A 16,351-nucleotide genomic window follows, 5' to 3' on the forward strand; every position below is an offset into this window, starting at 1 on the left:
CTTCGGTTCCCGCCGGCCCGCTGACCTTCTCGGTCCAATATATCGATACCGATGTCAAAAAGACGGGCATCAAGGCGCTCGATACACTTTACGATCCAACCGTGGTCTTTACGCTGGGCGCGTCTTTCTGACAGCCTAGCGGGTCAGCGACCACGCGCTAAGGGGGCGGCTTCGGGGGAGGCCGCCCCCTTTTTCGTGCGCGCTGCGAGCGCAGGCGTTTGACTCCACCTGCTTGACCGCATCGATGAACCGTGCAAATCCGTCGACCAGTTGAAGCAGTCGGAGAGTATCCCCCATGACTCAAAGCGTTTCCGTTCCTCCCGTCCCGCCAGCACGTAGCGAGCGAAGTCCCGGCGTAAAGCTGGTCATCGCGGTGCTGATCGCGGTCGCGCTGATGGTGCCCCTCCTGATGATCTATGGCCTGCTCTGGGATCGCCAGCAGCAGGCCGAGACCGCGCAGGCCTCGATCGGCCAGGGCTGGGGCGGGCAACAGACGATCGCCGGACCGGTGATCGTTATCCCGTATCGCGCCACCGAAACGACGACGGTGCAGGAGAATGGCAAGGATGTGACGCGGACGGTGAACACGATCCGCAACCTCTATCTGTCGCCGCAGACGAACAGGGCCGACGTCGTCATCAAGCCCGAGAGGCGCAAGAAGGCGATCTACGAGACCGTCGTCTATGAAAGCCAGGTCGCGGGGAGCGCCGGGTTCGTGCTGCCCGCCGATATCGCGCGCTATGGCGTCAGCCGCGAGGCGCTGATGCTCGACCGCGCCGAAGTCCGTCTCGGCATCAGCGACGCGCGCGGGCTGGTCGATGGCAACAGTCTGATCGTCGACGGCACCCCGCTTGCGCTCCAGCCCGGCAAGGGCCTGCTCTCGACCGGCAATTCGGGCACTTTCGCGTTCGTCGACTGGAGCGCGGCGGCGCCGATGAAGGTCGATTACAGGATCGGCGTGCGCGGGCTCGGCGATTTCAGGCTGATCCCGCGCGGGGTCGATACGCGCTGGACGGTGAGGTCGAGCTGGCCGAACCCGAGCTTCGGTGGCGATTTCCTGCCCGCGAAGCGCGAGGTGAAGGGCAGCGGTTTCACCGCGACCTATGCGATCCCGAACCTCGCGCTGGGGCAGGCGCAGGTGCTGACGGGCGATCTGTCGCCGCCGGTGACGACGAACTATGGCCCGCGCGATGCCTATATGGAGCCGGTGGCGGTCGAGGCTGCGGGCAGCGGGAACACGGGCGAAGCGTCGGGCGGCACTGCGAAGGCGGTTGCGATCAGCCTGATCGAGCCCGTCGACCTCTACAGCCAGGTCGACCGCAGCATCAAATATGGTTTCCTGTTCATCGGCTTCACCTTTGTCGCCTTTCTGATGTTCGACATCATCGCGGGCGCGCGTGTGGCGGCCGCCGAATATCTGCTGACGGGCATCGCGCTGGTGCTGTTCTTCGTGCTGTTGCTGGCGTTCGCGGAGGTGATCGGGTTCATGCCCGCCTATATGGTCGCATCGGCGGCCATCATCGGGCTGCTGACCTTCTACAGCGCCGCGGTGCTGAAGAGCTGGAAGCGCGCGCGTTTCCTCGCGGCGATGCTGATCGGGCTTTATGCCTTGCTCTACACCTTGCTCAACCTCGAGGCCTATGCGCTGCTGATCGGGTCGGTGCTGATGTTCTTCGCCCTTGCCGGAGTGATGTACATGACGCGGGGCATCGATTGGGGCGGGATCGGCAAGAAGGAGGAGCCGGTCGCAGGTTAAGTGAACCCCGGCTCTCGCCGGGGTTCACTCTGTCTTGCTATCGCCAGCGCAGATTGTGGGGGCCGAGATCCGACAGGGTTTTGGCTCCCATCAATTTCATGCCGCGTTCCATCTCGGCGCGGAGAAGGGCGATCGCGCGGGCGACGCCATCCTCCCCCGCCGCCGCGAGCGCATAGAGATAGAGGCGGCCGCCCGAACAGGCCTTGGCGCCGACCGACAGCGCCTTGAGCACATGCGTCCCGCGCATGATGCCGCCGTCGCAGATCACCTCGACCTTGTCGCCCACGGCGTCGACGATCTCGGCGAGCGCGTCGAAAGGCGAGATGCTGCCGTCGAGCTGGCGCCCGCCGTGGTTCGACACCATGATCGCGGTCGCGCCGATATCGGCGGCGCGCTTCGCATCCTCGACCGCGGCGATGCCCTTCAGGCAGAAGGGGCCGTCCCATTTCCTGCGGATCGCCTCGGCGCGTTTCCAGTCGAGGCTCTGGTCGAGCATCGAGGTGAAATATTCGGCGACCGATTTGGGAACGCTCGACCCTTCGGAGACGTGCGCCCTGAGGTTGGGCAGGCTGAATTTCTCGCGGAGCATATAGTTGAGCCCCCAGCCGGGTTTGGCGGCGTAGCTCAGCATGTTGCGCGCGGTGAAGCGCGGCGGCGAGGTGAAGCCCGAGCGCAGGCAGCGTTCGCGGTTGCCGCCGACGATCGTATCGACGGTGAGCGCGACGGCGTCGAATTTGGCATCGCGGGCGGCGTCGAGCATCGCCTGGTTGAGCCCCTCGTCATGATGGACGTAGAGCTGGAACAGCTTGGGACCACTCGTCAGCGCGCCCGCTTCGGCGAGGCTGATCGTCGCGAGGCTCGATATGCCTGCGACGGTGCCGGCGTTCGCGGCGGCGCGGAGGACCGCGCGCTCGCCCTGCCAGTGAAAGAGCCGCTGGAGCGCGGTCGGCGACAGGAAAAGCGGCATCGCGATTTCGCGCCCGAACAGCGTCGTCTTCATATCCACGCTTTCGACCCCGGCGAGGACGCGCGGAATGAGGTCGCAATCGTCGAACGCGGCGCGATTGCGGCGGCGGGTGACTTCGTCGTCGGCGGCGCCGTCGATATAGTCGAACACCGGCCATGGCAGGCGGCGTTTGGCGAGCGCGCGAAAGTCGTCGATATTGTGGCAGTCGGTGAGTTTCATGCTTGCCCCGCTTTTACGTCGTCAGAAGACGGTTCTTGCCGCGACCGTTCCCTTGGCCCCGAAGCTGAAGCGCGGTTCGACCGCGAGGTTCGCGTCGAGGATATGCGCGGCGACACGCTTGCCGACCGCGGGACCGTTCTTGAACCCGTGGCCCGAGCCGCCGCCGACGAGCCAGACATGCTCCTGCCCCGGAAAGCGGTCGATCAGATAGTCGCCGTTCGAGCTGTTCTCATACTGGCAGACGCGCCCGCCAAGCAGTGGTGCCGTGGCGAGGCCGGGAAAGCGGCGCTGCATATAGGCGCGTGCCTCGGCGATCCCCGCGGGGGAAAGCTGGCGCTCCATCGTGTCGGGGTCGACGGTCGGACCATGGACGTCGATCGCGATCTTGAACCCCGCCCCTTCGAGGTCGGGGATGCCATAGACGATGCGGCCGTTGTTGAAGTCGGCCCACACCGGCAATTCGGGAGGGGCGAAACGCGTATCGCCCTGCGGTGCGCCGAAATGATAGACCTCCTGCCGCGTCGCGACGATCCTGTTCATCAATTGCTGCGGGAAGAGTTCGGCGATCCACGGGCCCGCGGCATAGACGAGATGATCGGCAGTGCCGCCGTCGGGCAGCGTGTGAAGCTTTGTCTTTTTCGAGAAGAGCGGTGCGGGCATGACGACGCGCTCGACCTCGATCTGCGCGTCGGCGATCAGTTCCTGCACCCCGCGCGCAGCGATCAGCGCGCCCGCCTCGGTTTCGAGGATGCCGGTCTCACCCTGATAGAACTGGATCTGGCGGTACTTGTTCTGGAGCCAGCTGACGTCGCCATGTTCGTGGCCGACGCGGTTCGCCTGCAGCCAGGCGAGCGACTGCGCGGTGTAGGCGTCGCCCTGCGGCGCGAACCACAGCACGCCGGTGTTGTGAAAGATCGGGGCGCTGGCGCTGTCGGAGAGGTCTTTCCAATATTCGAGCGAGTCGCGCGCCATCTCCGAATAGATGGTGTCGGCACCATACCCCATGCGGATGACGCGGCTTGTCCCGCCCGACGAGGCGCGCGCATTGCCCGCGCCATAGGCGTCGAACAACCGCACGCTCTTGCCGGCGCGGAGCAGATGCCAAGCGGTCCACGCGCCGAACACGCCCGCACCGATGATCGCGACATCGACATGCTGGATTTTGGGTTTGGCGGGCTTGCGCTTTTTCGAGCGGCGTTCCTTGCGCTCGGCGGCCGCGGCGCTTGCCGCAGCCGCGACAGGAAGGGCAGCAAGACCGGTGAGCAGGGCGCGCCGCGACGGACTATCGGCCAACGGTCGCGCCTTCCTTCTTCTTGTAATAGCGATAGCCGCCGATCCATGTTTCGAGCGGAGTCATGCGGCGGATTTCGTCGGGGCTCGCGAGCATCGGGTCGGCCTCGACGATCAGGAAATCGGCGCGCATCCCGGGCATCAGCGTGCCGATGCGGTCCTCGGCGAAGCCTGCATAAGCTGCAGTGCGCGTGAAGCCGTCGAGTGCGGTTTCGCGGCTGACCGCTTCCTCGGGCCGCCAGCCGCCGAAGGGCTCGCCCTTGGCATCGGTGCGCGAGATGGCGGCGGCGATGCCGGGGAAAGGGTTGGCGCTTTCGACCGGGACGTCCGAGCCGAAGGCGAGGCGCGCGCCCGCATTCTGGAGGCTGCGCCAAGCATAGGCGCCCTTGAGGCGGTCGGGTCCGAGCCGCGCTTCGGCCATCACGCGGTCGCTCGTCTGGTGGACGGGCTGCATCGAGGCGATGACCTTGAGGGTGGCGAAGCGCGGAATGTCGACCGGATCGATGATCTGCGCATGTTCGATGCGCCAACGGCGCTCGCCGGGCAGGTCGGCGGTGAGATCGGTGATCGCATCGAGCGCCTCGGCATTGGCGGCGTCGCCGATCGCGTGGATCGCGACCTGGAACTTGTCCATCGACGCGCGGACCATCTTGTTGCGGAGCTGCGCAGGCGTGAGCAAGGGCAGGCCCTTCTGCCCCGGCGCGTCGCTGTACGGCGCCTTCAGCCAAGCGCCGCGCGAGCCCAGCGCGCCGTCGAGATAAAGCTTCACCCCGACCATGCGCAGGCGGTCGTCGTAGAGCCATGGCGTCGGCTCCGGCCCGGCGATCAACGCCATATTGTCGATGTCGCCGCCGTAGGAGAGGATGCGCACCGCGAGCTGTTTCCTGTCGCCCGCGCGGCGGTACGCCTGCCAGTCGGCGATGCTCGTCCCCATGTCGGCAATCGTCGTAATGCCCTGTTCAAGCAGTTTCTGCTGCGCCAGATACAGCGCGCGGTCGAGGTCGCGCGCGAGCGGCTTGGGCTTGGCGCTGTCGACGAGGCTCATCGCCGCGTCGACGAAAACGCCGCTCGGCTTGCCATCCGCCATCTCGATGCGGCCGCCTTCGGGCGACTTGCTCGTGGCGCTGATCTTCGCTGCGGTCATCGCCGCGGTATTCGCCCAGCCGGCATGGCCGTCGACGCGTTCGAGCCAGACGGGGCGGTTCGGCACCGCGGCGTCGAGGTCGGCGGCGGTCGGGAAGCGTCCGAGGCCCCATTTCTCCTGATTCCAGCCCGAGCCGATGATCCACGGCATTTCGGGGTTTTCGGCGGCATATTTGCGGATCGCCGCCTGAGCTTCGGCCAGGCTGTTCGTATCCGACAGGTCGAGCAGCATGAGCTGGAAGCCCAATCCCATGACATGGCCGTGCGCGTCGATCAGGCCGGGGATCAGCGTGCGGCCCTTGCCGTCCTCCCTGAAATCGGGGCGTTCGGGGCGCTTGTCCTTGCGGTCGAGAAGCTGCTTCACCTTGCCCTGCGTGTCGATCACGAGCCCGGTGAAGCGGACGAGCTTGCCGTCCTTGTCGAGCGTGATGCCGTTGACATTGTCGACCAGTGTGTCGGCGTGCGCGGGGGCGGCGAGGGTGAGCGCCAGCGCGGTCAGGATCAGGCGCTTCACCTGGGGAGCCTCGTCACCAGCGAGCTGGTGTCCTTTCGCCCGCCGCCGGCCTTTTGCACATCGGCATAGAATTGATCGACGAGGCTGGCGACGGGGAGCGTCGCGCCGTTGACGCGCGCTTCGTCGAGCGCGAGGCCGAGATCCTTGCGCATCCAGTCGACCGCGAAACCGAAGTCGAATTCATCCTTCGCCATCGTGCCCCAGCGGTTGAGCATCTGCCAGCTCGCGGCGGCGCCGCCCGAGACGGCTTCAAACACCTTGTCGGTGTCGAGCTTCGATGCCTGTGCGAAGCGCAACGCTTCGGACAGGCCCTGAACCACGCCGGCGATCGCGATCTGGTTGACCATCTTGGTCGTCTGGCCCGCGCCGGGGCCTCCGATATGCACCATACGCGCGGCATAGGCCTGCATCACGGGCGCCGCCGCGTCGAACGCGGCCTGACTGCCGCCGCACATGATCGAGAGCGTGCCGTTCTGGGCGCCCGCTTCGCCGCCCGAGACGGGGGCGTCGAGGCAGAGGAGGCCGAGCCCTTCGGCCTCGACCGAGAGCTGGCGCGCGATTCGCGCCGAAACGGTCGTGTGATCGATGAACAGCGCGCCCTTTTCCATCGCCTTGAACGCGCCGTCGCGGCCGAGTGTGACCTGCGCCAGATCGTCGTCGTTGCCGACGCAGGTGAGGACGACATCGGCGCCCTCCGCCGCCCCGGCCGGGGTCGATGCCGCCGTGCCGCCGTGCTGCGCCACCCACGCGTCGGCCTTGGCGCGGGTGCGATTGTAGACGGTGAGGTGATGGCCTGCCTTGACGAGGTGGCCCGCCATCGGTCCGCCCATGACGCCGGTGCCGATGAAGGTGATGCGCAATTTCTGTTCGCTCATGGCCGAGTCCATAACCATGGTTTGCGCGGCGCGCCAGATAGGCTAGGGCGCTTCCCCTATGACAGATCAACTCACCCTGACGCCCGCCGCCGATTTTCCGGCGATCACATTGGACGATGTGCGCGCGGCGGCGGGGCGAATTAACGGCGCGGTTGTGCGCACACCGACGCTCCATTCGCAAACCCTGTCCGAGCTGGTCGGCGCCGAAGTGTGGCTGAAGTTCGAGAATCTCCAGTTCACCGCGGCGTACAAGGAACGCGGCGCATTGAACGCGCTGCTGCTGCTGAGCGACGAGGCGAAGGCGCGCGGCGCGATCGCAGCGTCGGCGGGCAATCATGCGCAGGGCCTTGCCTATCATGGCAAGCGCCTCGGCGTACCGGTGACGATCGTGATGCCGAGCACCACGCCGCAGGTGAAGGTGTCGCAGACCGCGAGCCATGGCGCGACGATCGTGCTGCACGGCGAGACCTTTGACGATGCCTATGCGCATGCGCGCGTGCTCGAAAAGGAGCGCGGGCTGACCTTCGTCCATCCGTTTGACCATCCGCATGTCGCGGCGGGGCAGGGGACGGTGGCGCTCGAAATGCTCGAGGATGTGCCCGAACTCGACACGCTGATCGTGCCGATCGGCGGCGGCGGGCTGCTCGCGGGCATGGGCACCGCGGCGCGCGGGATCAAGAACGACATGCGCCTCGTCGGGGTGCAGGCCGAGCTTTATCCTTCGATGTACGCCGAACTCAACGGCGTCGACATGGCGTGCGAGGGCGACACGCTGGCCGAGGGCATCGCGGTGAAGGAGCCCGGCGGCTATACGCGCAAGCTCGTCGCCGAGCTCAACGACGATATCGTGCTGGTGGCCGAGCGCCATCTGGAGCGCGCGGTCAGCCTGCTGCTCCAGATCGAGAAGACGGTGGTCGAGGGCGCGGGCGCCGCGGGACTCGCCGCGATGCTCGCGCATCCCGAGGAATTCGCCGGGCGCAAGGTCGGGCTGGTGCTGACCGGCGGCAATATCGACACGCGGCTGCTGGCGAACGTGTTGCTGCGCGACCTCGCGCGCTCGGGCCGCATCGCGCGGTTGCGCATCCGGCTGCAGGACCGGCCGGGCGCGCTGTTCAAGGTGATGAAGCTGTTCGACGAGAAGCAGGTCAACATCATCGAAATCTATCACCAGCGCATCTTCACGACGTTGCCCGCCAAGGGGCTGATCACCGATATCGAGTGCGAGGCGCGCGACCGCGAGCATCTCGACAGCCTCGTCGCGGCGCTTCGCGATGCAGGCTATATGGTGACCACCGTCGAGCTCGCATGAGGGAGTTCAGGCTCGAACTCACGGCGACGCCCGAGAGCATCGACGAGCTTGGTCATGTCAACAATGCGGTGTGGGTCCAGTGGATCCAGCAGGTCGCGACGGGGCATTGGGACGCCGCGGCGCCGCAAAGCCACAAGGACGCCTATATCTGGGTCGTGGTGCGGCACGAGATCGATTATCTGCGCGCGCTCGGCCCCGGCGAGACGGTGATCGCGCGGACGTGGGTCGCGGACAGGCCGCAGGGCGCGAAGTTCGACCGCTTCATGGAATTCACCGGCGAGGGCGGGAAGGTGCATGTGCGGGCGCGGACCGTCTGGGCGCTGCTCGACAAGGCGAGCGGGCGGCCGCTGCGCGTGACGGACGAGATCGTCGCGCCCTTTTCGGAATGAATATCCGCCCCGCCACCGAAGCGGACGCCGCCGCCATCTGGGCGATCATCGAGCCGGTGATCCGTGCGGGCGAGACGCTGACGCTCGAGCGCGACATGAGCGAGGGCGCGGCGCTCGCCTACTGGTTCGGGGCGGACAAGGAGACGTTCGTCGCCGAAGAGGAGGGCGCCATTCTCGGTACCTATTATCTGCGCGCCAACCAGACGGGCGGCGGGGCGCATGTCGGCAACGCGGGCTATGTGACCGGCGCGAACGCGACCGGGCGCGGGGTGGCGCGTGCGATGGGTCTGCACTCGATCGATCATGCCAAGGCGCGGGGCTTTCGCGCGATGCAGTTCAACTTCGTCGTCAGCAGCAATGTCCGCGCGGCCCGGCTGTGGCAGTCGCTGGGGTTCGACGTGGTCGGCCGTCTGCCGGGCGCGTTCGATCATCCGGTGGAGGGCTTTGTGGACGCGCTGGTGATGTTCCGCGCGCTCTGACTATTCGCTGAAACGTTCGGCCAGCGGCTTGTCGGCGAGCGCGTTCAGCGCTTTCAATATCGCGCCATGGACATCGCCAATCTCTTCGAAGAGCGCGCGATAGACCTCGGTAATCCGCGCACTATAGGCATCGAGGCGGTGCAATTGGTCGCGGCCAGCGTCGGTCAGCCGGAAAATCTTGCGCCGCGCGTCCGCCGGGTCGGCGTGCTGGGTGATAAGGCCGAGACGGAGCAGTGCGGGGCATTTCTGGACGACGAGCTGGTGCGACTGGCCGAGCGCGCGGGCAAGCTCGGCCGCCGAGGCTTCGCCGGCCTCGCCGAGTGCGGTGAGCAATGAGCAGGACCGCACGGGGATGGTGATGCCGGCTTCGTCGAACAGCGGACGCGTCTGTTCCTCGATCCGCTGGCTCAGCGCTTCGCTGAGGCGGCCGAGGAAGGTGATGTCGTCGAGGTCAGTCGAGCCGGGCATAGGTCTGGATCGTTCCGTCGCGGTTGATGCGTTCGAGCGCGACGATCTTGCCGCCATTGCGCGCGATACGGAAGCGGAAGTCGCGCGTCCCCTCGATCGCAAGCAGGTCGCCGCCGAGCGGCTCGAGCGCGAGGCGGAAACGCTCGCGCCAGGTGTAGAGCAATTTGCCGCCGACGAGGTCTATGCGGCGTCCTTCGTAGCGGCCGGCGATCGCCGCGAGTGCGGCGGCGGATGGCTGTGATCGCGGCGCCAGCATCGGCGCGATCCAGTCGGCATCGCCGCGTTTCGCCGGATCGGCCTTCGCGAGATCGGCGAGCGCGAGGCGGTGCGCGAAGCCGAGCGCGTCGGCGGACGCGACCGGGTGATCGGGCGTGACGCCCTGTCCCTCGAAATCGCCGCGGTCGACGGGGTCGCGGATCTGGCCGATCGGCACCTGCACGAAAAAGTCGGTGCCGACGGGCTTGCGGTCGACCGGATGCGCGCCGCCCGCGGTGCGCTCGCCGACCAGCGTCGCGCGTCCCAGTTTCTTCAGCGTGTAGGCGAACCATTCGGCGGCCGAGAAGCTGGTCGAGCCGGTGAGGACATAGACCGGTTTCCCGGTCAGGCGCTTCGCGGGGAGCGCGGGGAGCACCCATTGGCCGCGTTCGACGCGGCGGCCGTCGAGCGCATAATCATAGTCGAACAGCTCCTGATCCCGGTCGCCCGGGAAGAGCTGGCTCAGGAGCAGCTGCGCCATCTCCAGATGACCGCCGTTATTGTAGCGCAGGTCATAGATCACCGCGTCGCCATTCTCGATGAAGCGCATCGCCGCCGCCGCGGCGTCGTAGCCGAGTTCGGGGTCGGCGAAATGCGCGAGGTCGACATAGGCGATATTGCCCCCGAGATAGCGAAGGCCCGCGAAACCGAAATTCTGCCGGGCCTCGTCGCGGCGCTCTTCGTCACGAAGCGCGGCGGCGCGGGCGGGATCCTGCCGCGCCGCATGGCCGGCGACCCATTCGGGGTCGACCCCGACCGCGAAATGCAGATCGTTGCTCGCGGCGATCAGATCGTCGGTGAGCGCGCGCGCGAGCGTACGCCGGTCGGGCGCGGCATCATAATCGCCGGCGTCGAGGTGACCGCGCAGCGCCGCCGCGATGATCTTCGCCTTGTCGGGGAAAACATAATTCGCTTCGAGCGTCGCGCCCAGCTGTTCGACCACGGCGCGTTTTTCGGCGGCGGCGAGCGGGCGCTCCTGTGCCAGGGCGACGGTCGTCAGCGAAGCGGTCGCGGCCGTCAATATGGCCGCCCAATGCCTGATATTCATCCGCTTATCTGCCTCCGACCCGATTCATACAATATATTGCGCAATATATTGTATGAATCATCGACGCAAGCCGGGAACTGCGGGATCGCGCGGGGAAAACCGGAACCATCGGCGCGGCACGCGGGTTTCCCGATGCACCGGGGGCGGCGCGAGAGGAGGCACCGATGGAAACGCAATTGCTGCACCGCGGCCGGTTGATCGATCATATCCAGCTCGTGGTCGCCGACCTGAAGGCGAGCCGGGCATTTTACGGCGCGATCTTCGACGTGCTGGGCGTGCCGATCGGCGGCGAGGAGGCCGATTATTTCTGGGCCGACGAATTGTTCGTGTCGACGAAGGACAGCGAGGCGGCACTCGGCACGCTGACGGGGCGCCACCATCTGGCGTTTCAGGCGGCGGATCGCGCGGCGGTCGATGCCTTCCACAAGGCGGGCCTCGCCGCGGGCGGGCGCGATAACGGCGCGCCGGGCGAGCGGCCCTATCATCCCGGCTATTATGCCGCCTTTCTGCTCGACCCCGACGGCAACAATATCGAGGCGGTCCATCATGGCGAGCATCGGCGGAGCGCGGCGTCGGTGGAGGTGCGTTTCTAGGTTGCGCTATTGCCCGCCCGCCGATTTCGGGGAACTATACCGGCGATGTGTATGGCAAAGGCGCGCGGGCGGTGGATATTCGAACCTATGAAACGGCCGATTTCGAGGGAGTGAAAGCCCTTTGGGCCGAGGCGTTTCCCGAGGATCCCCCGTGGAACCGCGCCGAACGGGCGATCCCCGAAAAGCTGGGCTTTCAACCCGGACTGTTGTTCGTGGCGGTCGATGACGGCGGCGTGATCGGATCGGTCATGGCCGGATATGACGGACATCGCGGCTGGCTCTATTCGGTCGCGGTCGGCCGGGAGGCCCGGCGCGGCGGTGTCGGGACGGCGCTGGTGCGGCACGCCGAAACCGCGCTGCTTGCGCTGGGCTGCGCGAAGGTCAATCTGCAGGTCCGGGCGACGAATGGCGCCGTCGTCGGCTTTTATGAACGTCTGGGCTATGCCGTCGAAGAGCGCGTAAGCCTCGGCAAGCGACTCTGACCATCGCGTTTCCACGCGGCAGGCCGGGATAGCGGGAGTTTCGTCCATGATATCACGAACGGCGACATGCCACTGCGGCGAGCTGGCGCTGGTCTGCAGCGGCGAACCGCGCAAAATCTCCTTGTGCCACTGCCTCGAATGCCAGCGCCGCACCGGAAGCGCATTCAGCATCGCGGTATTTTACCGGCGCGACTCTGTCCGCGTCGAACGCGGCGACCCGGCGAGTTTCGAAAGACCATCGGCCAGCGGCCAGCCGGTCGAATTCCATTTCTGCCCCCGCTGCGGATCGAACCTGTTCTGGGAACCCGCGCGCATGCCCGAGCTTGTCGGCGTCGCGGCCGGCGCCTTTGCCGACCCCGCTTTCCCGGCGCCCGAACAATCGGTGTGGACGCGCGACAAGCATCGCTGGCTGAGCCTTCCCGACAGCATCGCGCAATATGAGCTGAACCCTCCGCCGCGCCAGCCAGCCGATTGAAGGCCGTCAGGCGTAGCCCACCCAGCCGCGCCAGGTGAAGGCGGCATAGAATTGCTCGACGCCCGTGAAGCCCGCGGCGCGCAGCACCTCCTCGTCGGCTTCGGGGCTGAGCATCGCGACATGCGTCGCGACGGCTTCGCGGCCCTTCGCGACCTGCTCGGGATCGCCGCCCGAGGCAATGGCATAGGCGGCGTAGCGGTCGAGCCAGCGGTCGCGCTCGCCCGTGCCTTGCGGAAAGCTGCCGTGCGCGGCGACGAAGGGCGCGCCGGGTTTCAGGCGTTTGCGGATTTCGGCGGCGGTGCGGATGCGTTCGTCGGGATCGAGGAAATGGAGCGTGAGCAGGCAGGTCGCGCCGTCGAACGGGCCTGCCGGAGCGTCGTCGATATAGCCTTCGACGAGATCGGCGCGATGCGCGTTCGCCCCCATGACCTTCGCCGCGAGATCGAGCATCGGCCCCGCGGGATCGACGCCGGTGAAGCGCCAGCCCGGATGGGCCTCGGCCATCGCTTTCATTTCGCTGCCGCCGCCCGCGCCGAGGACGAGGATATGGGCGTCGTCGGGAACGCGCTCGGCGAGCAGAAGCCCGGTCATGCGATGGAGGCCGTCGAGGCCGGGGACGAAACGACGCGGCCCTTCGGTGTAGCGGGCGACGGCTTCGGGATCCCTGAAACTGTCGAGAAAGTGCCGGGCGCCTTCAGTCATGGATATGCTCCTGCGGGGTGGGGGAGAGGGATCGCGCGGCCATGCGCGCGTGGAAATCGGCGGCGAGCTCGGCGAGCGTTACCTGGCCGAAGCGCGCGAGGAGCAGCGCCTCGGCTTCCCGAAAGCCGGTGTCGAGCGCGGCGTTGACCGCCTGTTCGACGAGGCAGCCGGGCGCGTCGGTGCGGTTGCCCATCGCCATCAGGCTGGGCCGTCCGATCGCGTCATAGACGTCGCGCATCGTGATCCCGGCGAGCGGCTTCGCGATCGTCCAGCCCCCGCCATGGCCCTTTTCGCTGTGGACGAAGCCCGCATCGCGGAGGCCCCCGAGGGTGCGGCGGATCACGACCGGATGCGTCTGCATCGCCTTCGCAAGCTGCTCCGACGTCATCGGCGTATCCTGCTCGGCCATATGGAGGAGGACGTGGAGTACGCCCGAGAGTCGGCTGTCGCGTTTCATGTAACTTTAAATAGTGCATGAAACGCGATCGTCAAGACGCGGGATTGACCGCCGGCGGCCGAGCGGTTAGCCACGGCGCCGATGACCAACGACCGATCCACCCGATTCAAGGCGTATTGGCGCTCCTTTACATAGGAGCGGCATGGCATCACCTGTGACCATCGCCGCCGTGTCCGGAAGGCGAATGGTTGTCATCACATCATCACACCAGAAACCCCGGTCGCGGCGCGCGCTTTTGAAGAAGACGCGACATGACCGATACCTTGCTTGCCCTGTCGACCGACCATTGCCGCATCACGCCGCTTTTCGCCGACGATGCGCGTGCGCTCGCCGCGATCACCGACGAGACGGTGACCTCGCGGGTGCATTTCCTGCCCGCGCCTTTCACCGAGGCCGACGCGCGTGCGCTGATCGCGCGATCGGGCGGCGGCGACGTGTTCCACGCGGTGCGCGATGAAAGCGACCTCGACCTCAACGGCGTGATCGGCGTCCATCGCCGCCCCGGCGGCGAATATGAGATCGGTTACTGGTTCGCGGCACGCGTGCGCGGCAAGGGGATCGCGACCGAGGCGGTGCGCGCGGTGGTCGAGGCGCTCGCCGCGTCGCGGCCGGGCGCAGCGATCGTCGCCGAATGCCACCCCGACAACGAGCGGTCGCGCGCGCTGCTGCGGCGGATCGGCTTCGTGTCGACGGGGCGGGCGGGCAAGCGGCCCGGCCGGATGCTGATGGCGTGGCGCGCGGCGCCGGCCTATCGCATCGATGTCTGCTGAGCGGGAACATCCTCTCCGGCGCCCGCTTCTTCGCCCCCGACCTCTTCGGTCAATGCCTTGACGATCGCGGCGACCGAGGTGGGGGCGTAGGCGAAGCCCATATGGCCGCACTCGACCTCGACCTGCCGGTCGCTTTCGTGCGGAAGCCCGCGCGCGCTGCTGACCGCGACGACGCCGTCATGCTTCGACCAGAGCGCGAAGGTTGGCATTTCGGGGCGCGGCGCGGGGTGGAAGTCGATCGGCGGATTGTCGACCGGGTGGCGCGCGATCAGGTGATAGAGGCGCCACGCGCGGTTGGCGCGGCGACTGCCCGAGAAGGGCGAACCCAGCGTCACGACGCGCGCGACCTTGCCCGGGTGGTGCTTCGCATATTCGCGCGCATAGATGCCGCCCAGACTCCAGCCGACGAGCGCGGGCGCATAGCCGGTGCGGTCGATGATCCACTGGACGCGGGTGTCGATGCGATCGATGATGTCGGCGGTCGCGCCGCGGTTGAAGCCGAGGCCCCACGCATAGCAGCGGAACCCCGCACGGCGGAGGTCGGCGCGCAGGCCCTTCGTCGCCCAGTCGCCCGACAGGAAGCCCGGCAGCACCATCACCGGCGGATGCTCGCTGTCGGGATTGGGTTCGGGCGGCATCGGGCGGATGCGGCCGCCGATCGCGCGCGCCAGCGACCCGATCTCGCGCCACAGCAGGGTCAGCGGCGGCAGCGCGTCGGGATCGGGAATGCGCGCGGGCCATTCGGCGCGCCGGGTGAGGAAGCCGCGGAACATGCGGCCGCCTTTACCTTTTCGGGACGAGTTTCACCAGCTTGCCGTCCTCGCCGTCGGTGAGCAGCCAGACCGAGCCGTCGTCGCGCACCTCGACCTCGCGGATACGCCGGCCGAAATCCCAGCGGTCGGATTTGTGGAGCGCGTCGCCGTCGATCTGCATGCGGAGCAGCCCCTCGCCCGACAGCGCGCCCATCAGCAGGCTGTTCTTCCAGCCCGGATAGAGATCGCCATTGTAGAAGGCGAGGCCCGCGGGCGAGACCGACGGATTCCACCATAGTTTCGGCGCGGCGAACTCGGGCCGCGTCGGATGGTCGGGAATGTCCTTGCCGTCGTAATGGTCTCCGTTCGACACGATCGGATAGCCGTAATTCGCCTTCGCTTCGACCAGATTGACCTCGTCGCCGCCCTTCGGTCCCATTTCCTGGTTCCACAGCTTGCCGGTCGCATCGAAGGCGAGCCCCAGGATGTTGCGGTGGCCGAGCGACCAGATTTGCGCGGTGACGCCGCCCTGATCGGCAAAGGGATTGTCGGCGGGGACGCTGCCGTCGGGGTTCAGGCGAAGAATCTTTCCGAGATTGGCCTTCATGTCCTGCGCCGGATCGAACTTCTGCCGCTCGCCCGACCCGATGAACAGATATTTGCCGTCGGGCGAGAAGGCGAGGCGGTGCGAGAAATGGCCGCGGCCGGGAACTTTCGGATCCTGCTTCCAGATGATCTGCAGGCCTTCGAGGCGCGGCGCGGCGCCCTGCACCAGCTTCGCCTTCGCGACGACGGCGCCGAAGGTGTCGCCACCGCCGGCTTCGGCCCAGCTCAGATAGACGGTTCCGCTCGTCGCGAAGTCGGGGGCGACGATCACGTCGCCGAAACCGCCCTGTCCGCCGTAGGCAACCGTCGGCACGCCGGCGACATCCTGCGTCGGGCCGTTTTCCTGCCAGAGTTTGAGCTTGCCCGATTTCTCGGTGATCAGCGCGGCGCGCGTGCCGGGAACGAAAGTCATTGCCCAGGGTTCGTTGAAGCTCGCGATCTCCGTGACCGTGAACGGGGCGTTGGCGAGCGGGGTCGCGGGCTGCGCACCCGAGGCGTCGAGCTTCGCGGTGTCGGCGGGGGCGGCTTCGGTCGTGGCGGGCGCCGAGCAGGCGGCGACGGCGAGCGCGGCGATCAGGGCGAGGGGCGGCAGATTTTTCATCGGGGAGGCTCGCTTTGCTGAGGAAGACACCCCGTTCTGGCGGCGGCGCGTCGCAAAGTCGAGAGGGCTTTGGCAGCGGTCAGCGGTTCGCCGCCTCGCGCCGCGCGGTGATCGTCTCGACGCTGTCCATGATCGCGTCGACCGCCTCGCTCGACGGCGGCGCATCGGCGCGCTTCTGCGAGAACTGGCCGCTGTTCATGA

The 16,351-nt window shown here is 67.1% G+C and carries 19 protein-coding genes; 9 read left to right on the forward strand and 10 right to left on the reverse strand.

The features are described 5' to 3' along the window. The first annotated feature begins 20 nt into the window (after positions 1–20). Positions 21–131 carry a TorF family putative porin gene (locus JHC57_RS15490; protein ID WP_294031102.1) on the forward strand — a complete coding sequence of 37 codons (111 nt, stop codon included), beginning with the start codon at positions 21–23 and terminating at the stop codon, positions 129–131. 164 nt (positions 132–295) lie between these two features. After that, positions 296–1,756, forward strand: a complete 1,461-nt coding sequence (gene creD / locus JHC57_RS15495; protein ID WP_294031076.1) for a cell envelope integrity protein CreD — start codon at positions 296–298, stop codon at positions 1,754–1,756. 37 nt (positions 1,757–1,793) lie between these two features. On the opposite strand, the gene JHC57_RS15500 is transcribed toward creD, so the two are convergent. From JHC57_RS15500 to JHC57_RS15515, 4 genes are read right to left on the reverse strand one after another with little or no spacing between them, the layout of a single operon-like run. Beyond that, entirely contained in the window at positions 1,794–2,942 is a 1,149-nt protein-coding gene (locus JHC57_RS15500) for an alpha-hydroxy acid oxidase (protein WP_294031077.1), read from the reverse strand. 21 nt (positions 2,943–2,963) lie between these two features. Then, positions 2,964–4,235 (reverse strand): FAD-dependent oxidoreductase, encoded by a 1,272-nt coding sequence (locus tag JHC57_RS15505; RefSeq protein WP_294031078.1) that lies wholly within the window; start codon positions 4,233–4,235, stop codon positions 2,964–2,966. Further along, complete coding sequence (locus JHC57_RS15510) at positions 4,225–5,889, reverse strand: amidohydrolase (RefSeq protein ID WP_294031079.1); 1,665 nt, start codon at positions 5,887–5,889, stop codon at positions 4,225–4,227. Before JHC57_RS15510 ends, JHC57_RS15505 begins: the two co-directional genes overlap by 11 nt. Then, entirely contained in the window at positions 5,886–6,764 is an 879-nt protein-coding gene (locus JHC57_RS15515; protein WP_294031081.1) for an NAD(P)-dependent oxidoreductase, read from the reverse strand. The genes JHC57_RS15510 and JHC57_RS15515 overlap by 4 nt, the downstream gene beginning before the upstream one ends. Before the next feature lie 58 nt (positions 6,765–6,822). On the opposite strand from JHC57_RS15515, the gene JHC57_RS15520 reads away from it, so the two are divergent. Genes JHC57_RS15520 through JHC57_RS15530 form a run of 3 tightly spaced genes read left to right on the forward strand, consistent with a single transcriptional unit; the run spans position 6,823 to position 8,941 of the window. Next, entirely contained in the window at positions 6,823–8,073 is a 1,251-nt protein-coding gene (locus JHC57_RS15520; protein WP_294031083.1) for a threonine ammonia-lyase, read from the forward strand. Continuing rightward, positions 8,070–8,462, forward strand: coding sequence for a thioesterase family protein (locus JHC57_RS15525; protein WP_294031084.1), 393 nt, complete (start codon positions 8,070–8,072; stop codon positions 8,460–8,462). Before JHC57_RS15520 ends, JHC57_RS15525 begins: the two co-directional genes overlap by 4 nt. Continuing rightward, complete coding sequence (locus JHC57_RS15530; protein ID WP_294031085.1) at positions 8,459–8,941, forward strand: GNAT family N-acetyltransferase; 483 nt, start codon at positions 8,459–8,461, stop codon at positions 8,939–8,941. Before JHC57_RS15525 ends, JHC57_RS15530 begins: the two co-directional genes overlap by 4 nt. Here the strand turns inward: JHC57_RS15530 and JHC57_RS15535 are convergent, their stop codons facing one another. Together JHC57_RS15535 and JHC57_RS15540 are read right to left on the reverse strand one after the other, a co-directional pair. Beyond that, positions 8,942–9,409, reverse strand: a complete 468-nt coding sequence (locus JHC57_RS15535; RefSeq protein ID WP_294031086.1) for a MarR family winged helix-turn-helix transcriptional regulator — start codon at positions 9,407–9,409, stop codon at positions 8,942–8,944. It lies immediately after the preceding gene. Further along, positions 9,393–10,712: a S41 family peptidase gene (locus JHC57_RS15540; RefSeq protein WP_294031088.1), complete on the reverse strand. Its 1,320-nt coding sequence runs from the start codon at positions 10,710–10,712 to the stop codon at positions 9,393–9,395. The genes JHC57_RS15535 and JHC57_RS15540 overlap by 17 nt, the downstream gene beginning before the upstream one ends. A 164-nt stretch (positions 10,713–10,876) precedes the next feature. On the opposite strand from JHC57_RS15540, the gene JHC57_RS15545 reads away from it, so the two are divergent. From JHC57_RS15545 to JHC57_RS15555, 3 genes are all read left to right on the forward strand, one after another. Continuing rightward, positions 10,877–11,305 (forward strand): VOC family protein, encoded by a 429-nt coding sequence (locus tag JHC57_RS15545; protein ID WP_294031090.1) that lies wholly within the window; start codon positions 10,877–10,879, stop codon positions 11,303–11,305. A 71-nt stretch (positions 11,306–11,376) separates the two neighbouring features. Beyond that, positions 11,377–11,787, forward strand: a complete 411-nt coding sequence (locus tag JHC57_RS15550; RefSeq protein WP_294031091.1) for a GNAT family acetyltransferase — start codon at positions 11,377–11,379, stop codon at positions 11,785–11,787. 46 nt (positions 11,788–11,833) lie between these two features. After that, entirely contained in the window at positions 11,834–12,262 is a 429-nt protein-coding gene (locus tag JHC57_RS15555) for a GFA family protein (RefSeq protein ID WP_294031093.1), read from the forward strand. Positions 12,263–12,268: 6 nt separating this feature from the next. On the opposite strand, the gene JHC57_RS15560 is transcribed toward JHC57_RS15555, so the two are convergent. Both JHC57_RS15560 and JHC57_RS15565 read right to left on the reverse strand, forming a co-directional pair. Beyond that, on the reverse strand, positions 12,269–12,964 hold the full coding sequence (locus tag JHC57_RS15560; protein WP_294031095.1) for a class I SAM-dependent methyltransferase: 696 nt from the start codon (positions 12,962–12,964) through the stop codon (positions 12,269–12,271). Continuing rightward, positions 12,957–13,421, reverse strand: coding sequence for an Rrf2 family transcriptional regulator (locus JHC57_RS15565; protein WP_294031096.1), 465 nt, complete (start codon positions 13,419–13,421; stop codon positions 12,957–12,959). Before JHC57_RS15565 ends, JHC57_RS15560 begins: the two co-directional genes overlap by 8 nt. A 251-nt stretch (positions 13,422–13,672) precedes the next feature. Here JHC57_RS15565 and JHC57_RS15570 point away from each other — a divergent pair, with 251 nt between their 5' ends. After that, on the forward strand, positions 13,673–14,191 hold the full coding sequence (locus JHC57_RS15570; RefSeq protein ID WP_294031098.1) for a GNAT family N-acetyltransferase: 519 nt from the start codon (positions 13,673–13,675) through the stop codon (positions 14,189–14,191). Here JHC57_RS15570 and JHC57_RS15575 read toward each other — a convergent pair. Then, positions 14,170–14,964, reverse strand: a complete 795-nt coding sequence (locus JHC57_RS15575; RefSeq protein WP_294031099.1) for an alpha/beta fold hydrolase — start codon at positions 14,962–14,964, stop codon at positions 14,170–14,172. The genes JHC57_RS15570 and JHC57_RS15575 overlap by 22 nt on opposite strands. Before the next feature lie 10 nt (positions 14,965–14,974). Beyond that, complete coding sequence (locus JHC57_RS15580; protein ID WP_294031101.1) at positions 14,975–16,150, reverse strand: PQQ-dependent sugar dehydrogenase; 1,176 nt, start codon at positions 16,148–16,150, stop codon at positions 14,975–14,977. Positions 16,151–16,351: the final 201 nt, after the last annotated feature.

It is taken from the genome of Sphingopyxis sp. (assembly GCF_016463645.1).
GTDB lineage: Bacteria > Pseudomonadota > Alphaproteobacteria > Sphingomonadales > Sphingomonadaceae > Sphingopyxis.

Bases quoted from the DNA above. Each gene is read 5' to 3' on its own strand.
- JHC57_RS15580 (WP_294031101.1), bottom strand. From the start codon at position 16,150: ATGAAAAATCTGCCGCCCCTCGCCCTGATCGCCGCGCTCGCCGTCGCC.
- JHC57_RS15560 (WP_294031095.1), bottom strand. From the start codon at position 12,964: ATGACTGAAGGCGCCCGGCACTTTCTCGACAGTTTCAGGGATCCCGAA.
- JHC57_RS15500 (WP_294031077.1), bottom strand. From the start codon at position 2,942: ATGAAACTCACCGACTGCCACAATATCGACGACTTTCGCGCGCTCGCC.
- JHC57_RS15570 (WP_294031098.1), top strand. From the start codon at position 13,673: ATGACCGATACCTTGCTTGCCCTGTCGACCGACCATTGCCGCATCACG.
- JHC57_RS15540 (WP_294031088.1), bottom strand. From the start codon at position 10,712: ATGAATATCAGGCATTGGGCGGCCATATTGACGGCCGCGACCGCTTCG.
- JHC57_RS15545 (WP_294031090.1), top strand. From the start codon at position 10,877: ATGGAAACGCAATTGCTGCACCGCGGCCGGTTGATCGATCATATCCAG.
- JHC57_RS15535 (WP_294031086.1), bottom strand. From the start codon at position 9,409: ATGCCCGGCTCGACTGACCTCGACGACATCACCTTCCTCGGCCGCCTC.
- JHC57_RS15530 (WP_294031085.1), top strand. From the start codon at position 8,459: ATGAATATCCGCCCCGCCACCGAAGCGGACGCCGCCGCCATCTGGGCG.
- JHC57_RS15555 (WP_294031093.1), top strand. From the start codon at position 11,834: ATGATATCACGAACGGCGACATGCCACTGCGGCGAGCTGGCGCTGGTC.
- JHC57_RS15575 (WP_294031099.1), bottom strand. From the start codon at position 14,964: ATGTTCCGCGGCTTCCTCACCCGGCGCGCCGAATGGCCCGCGCGCATT.
- JHC57_RS15520 (WP_294031083.1), top strand. From the start codon at position 6,823: ATGACAGATCAACTCACCCTGACGCCCGCCGCCGATTTTCCGGCGATC.
- JHC57_RS15525 (WP_294031084.1), top strand. From the start codon at position 8,070: ATGAGGGAGTTCAGGCTCGAACTCACGGCGACGCCCGAGAGCATCGAC.
- JHC57_RS15515 (WP_294031081.1), bottom strand. From the start codon at position 6,764: ATGAGCGAACAGAAATTGCGCATCACCTTCATCGGCACCGGCGTCATG.
- JHC57_RS15565 (WP_294031096.1), bottom strand. From the start codon at position 13,421: ATGAAACGCGACAGCCGACTCTCGGGCGTACTCCACGTCCTCCTCCAT.
- creD (WP_294031076.1), top strand. From the start codon at position 296: ATGACTCAAAGCGTTTCCGTTCCTCCCGTCCCGCCAGCACGTAGCGAG.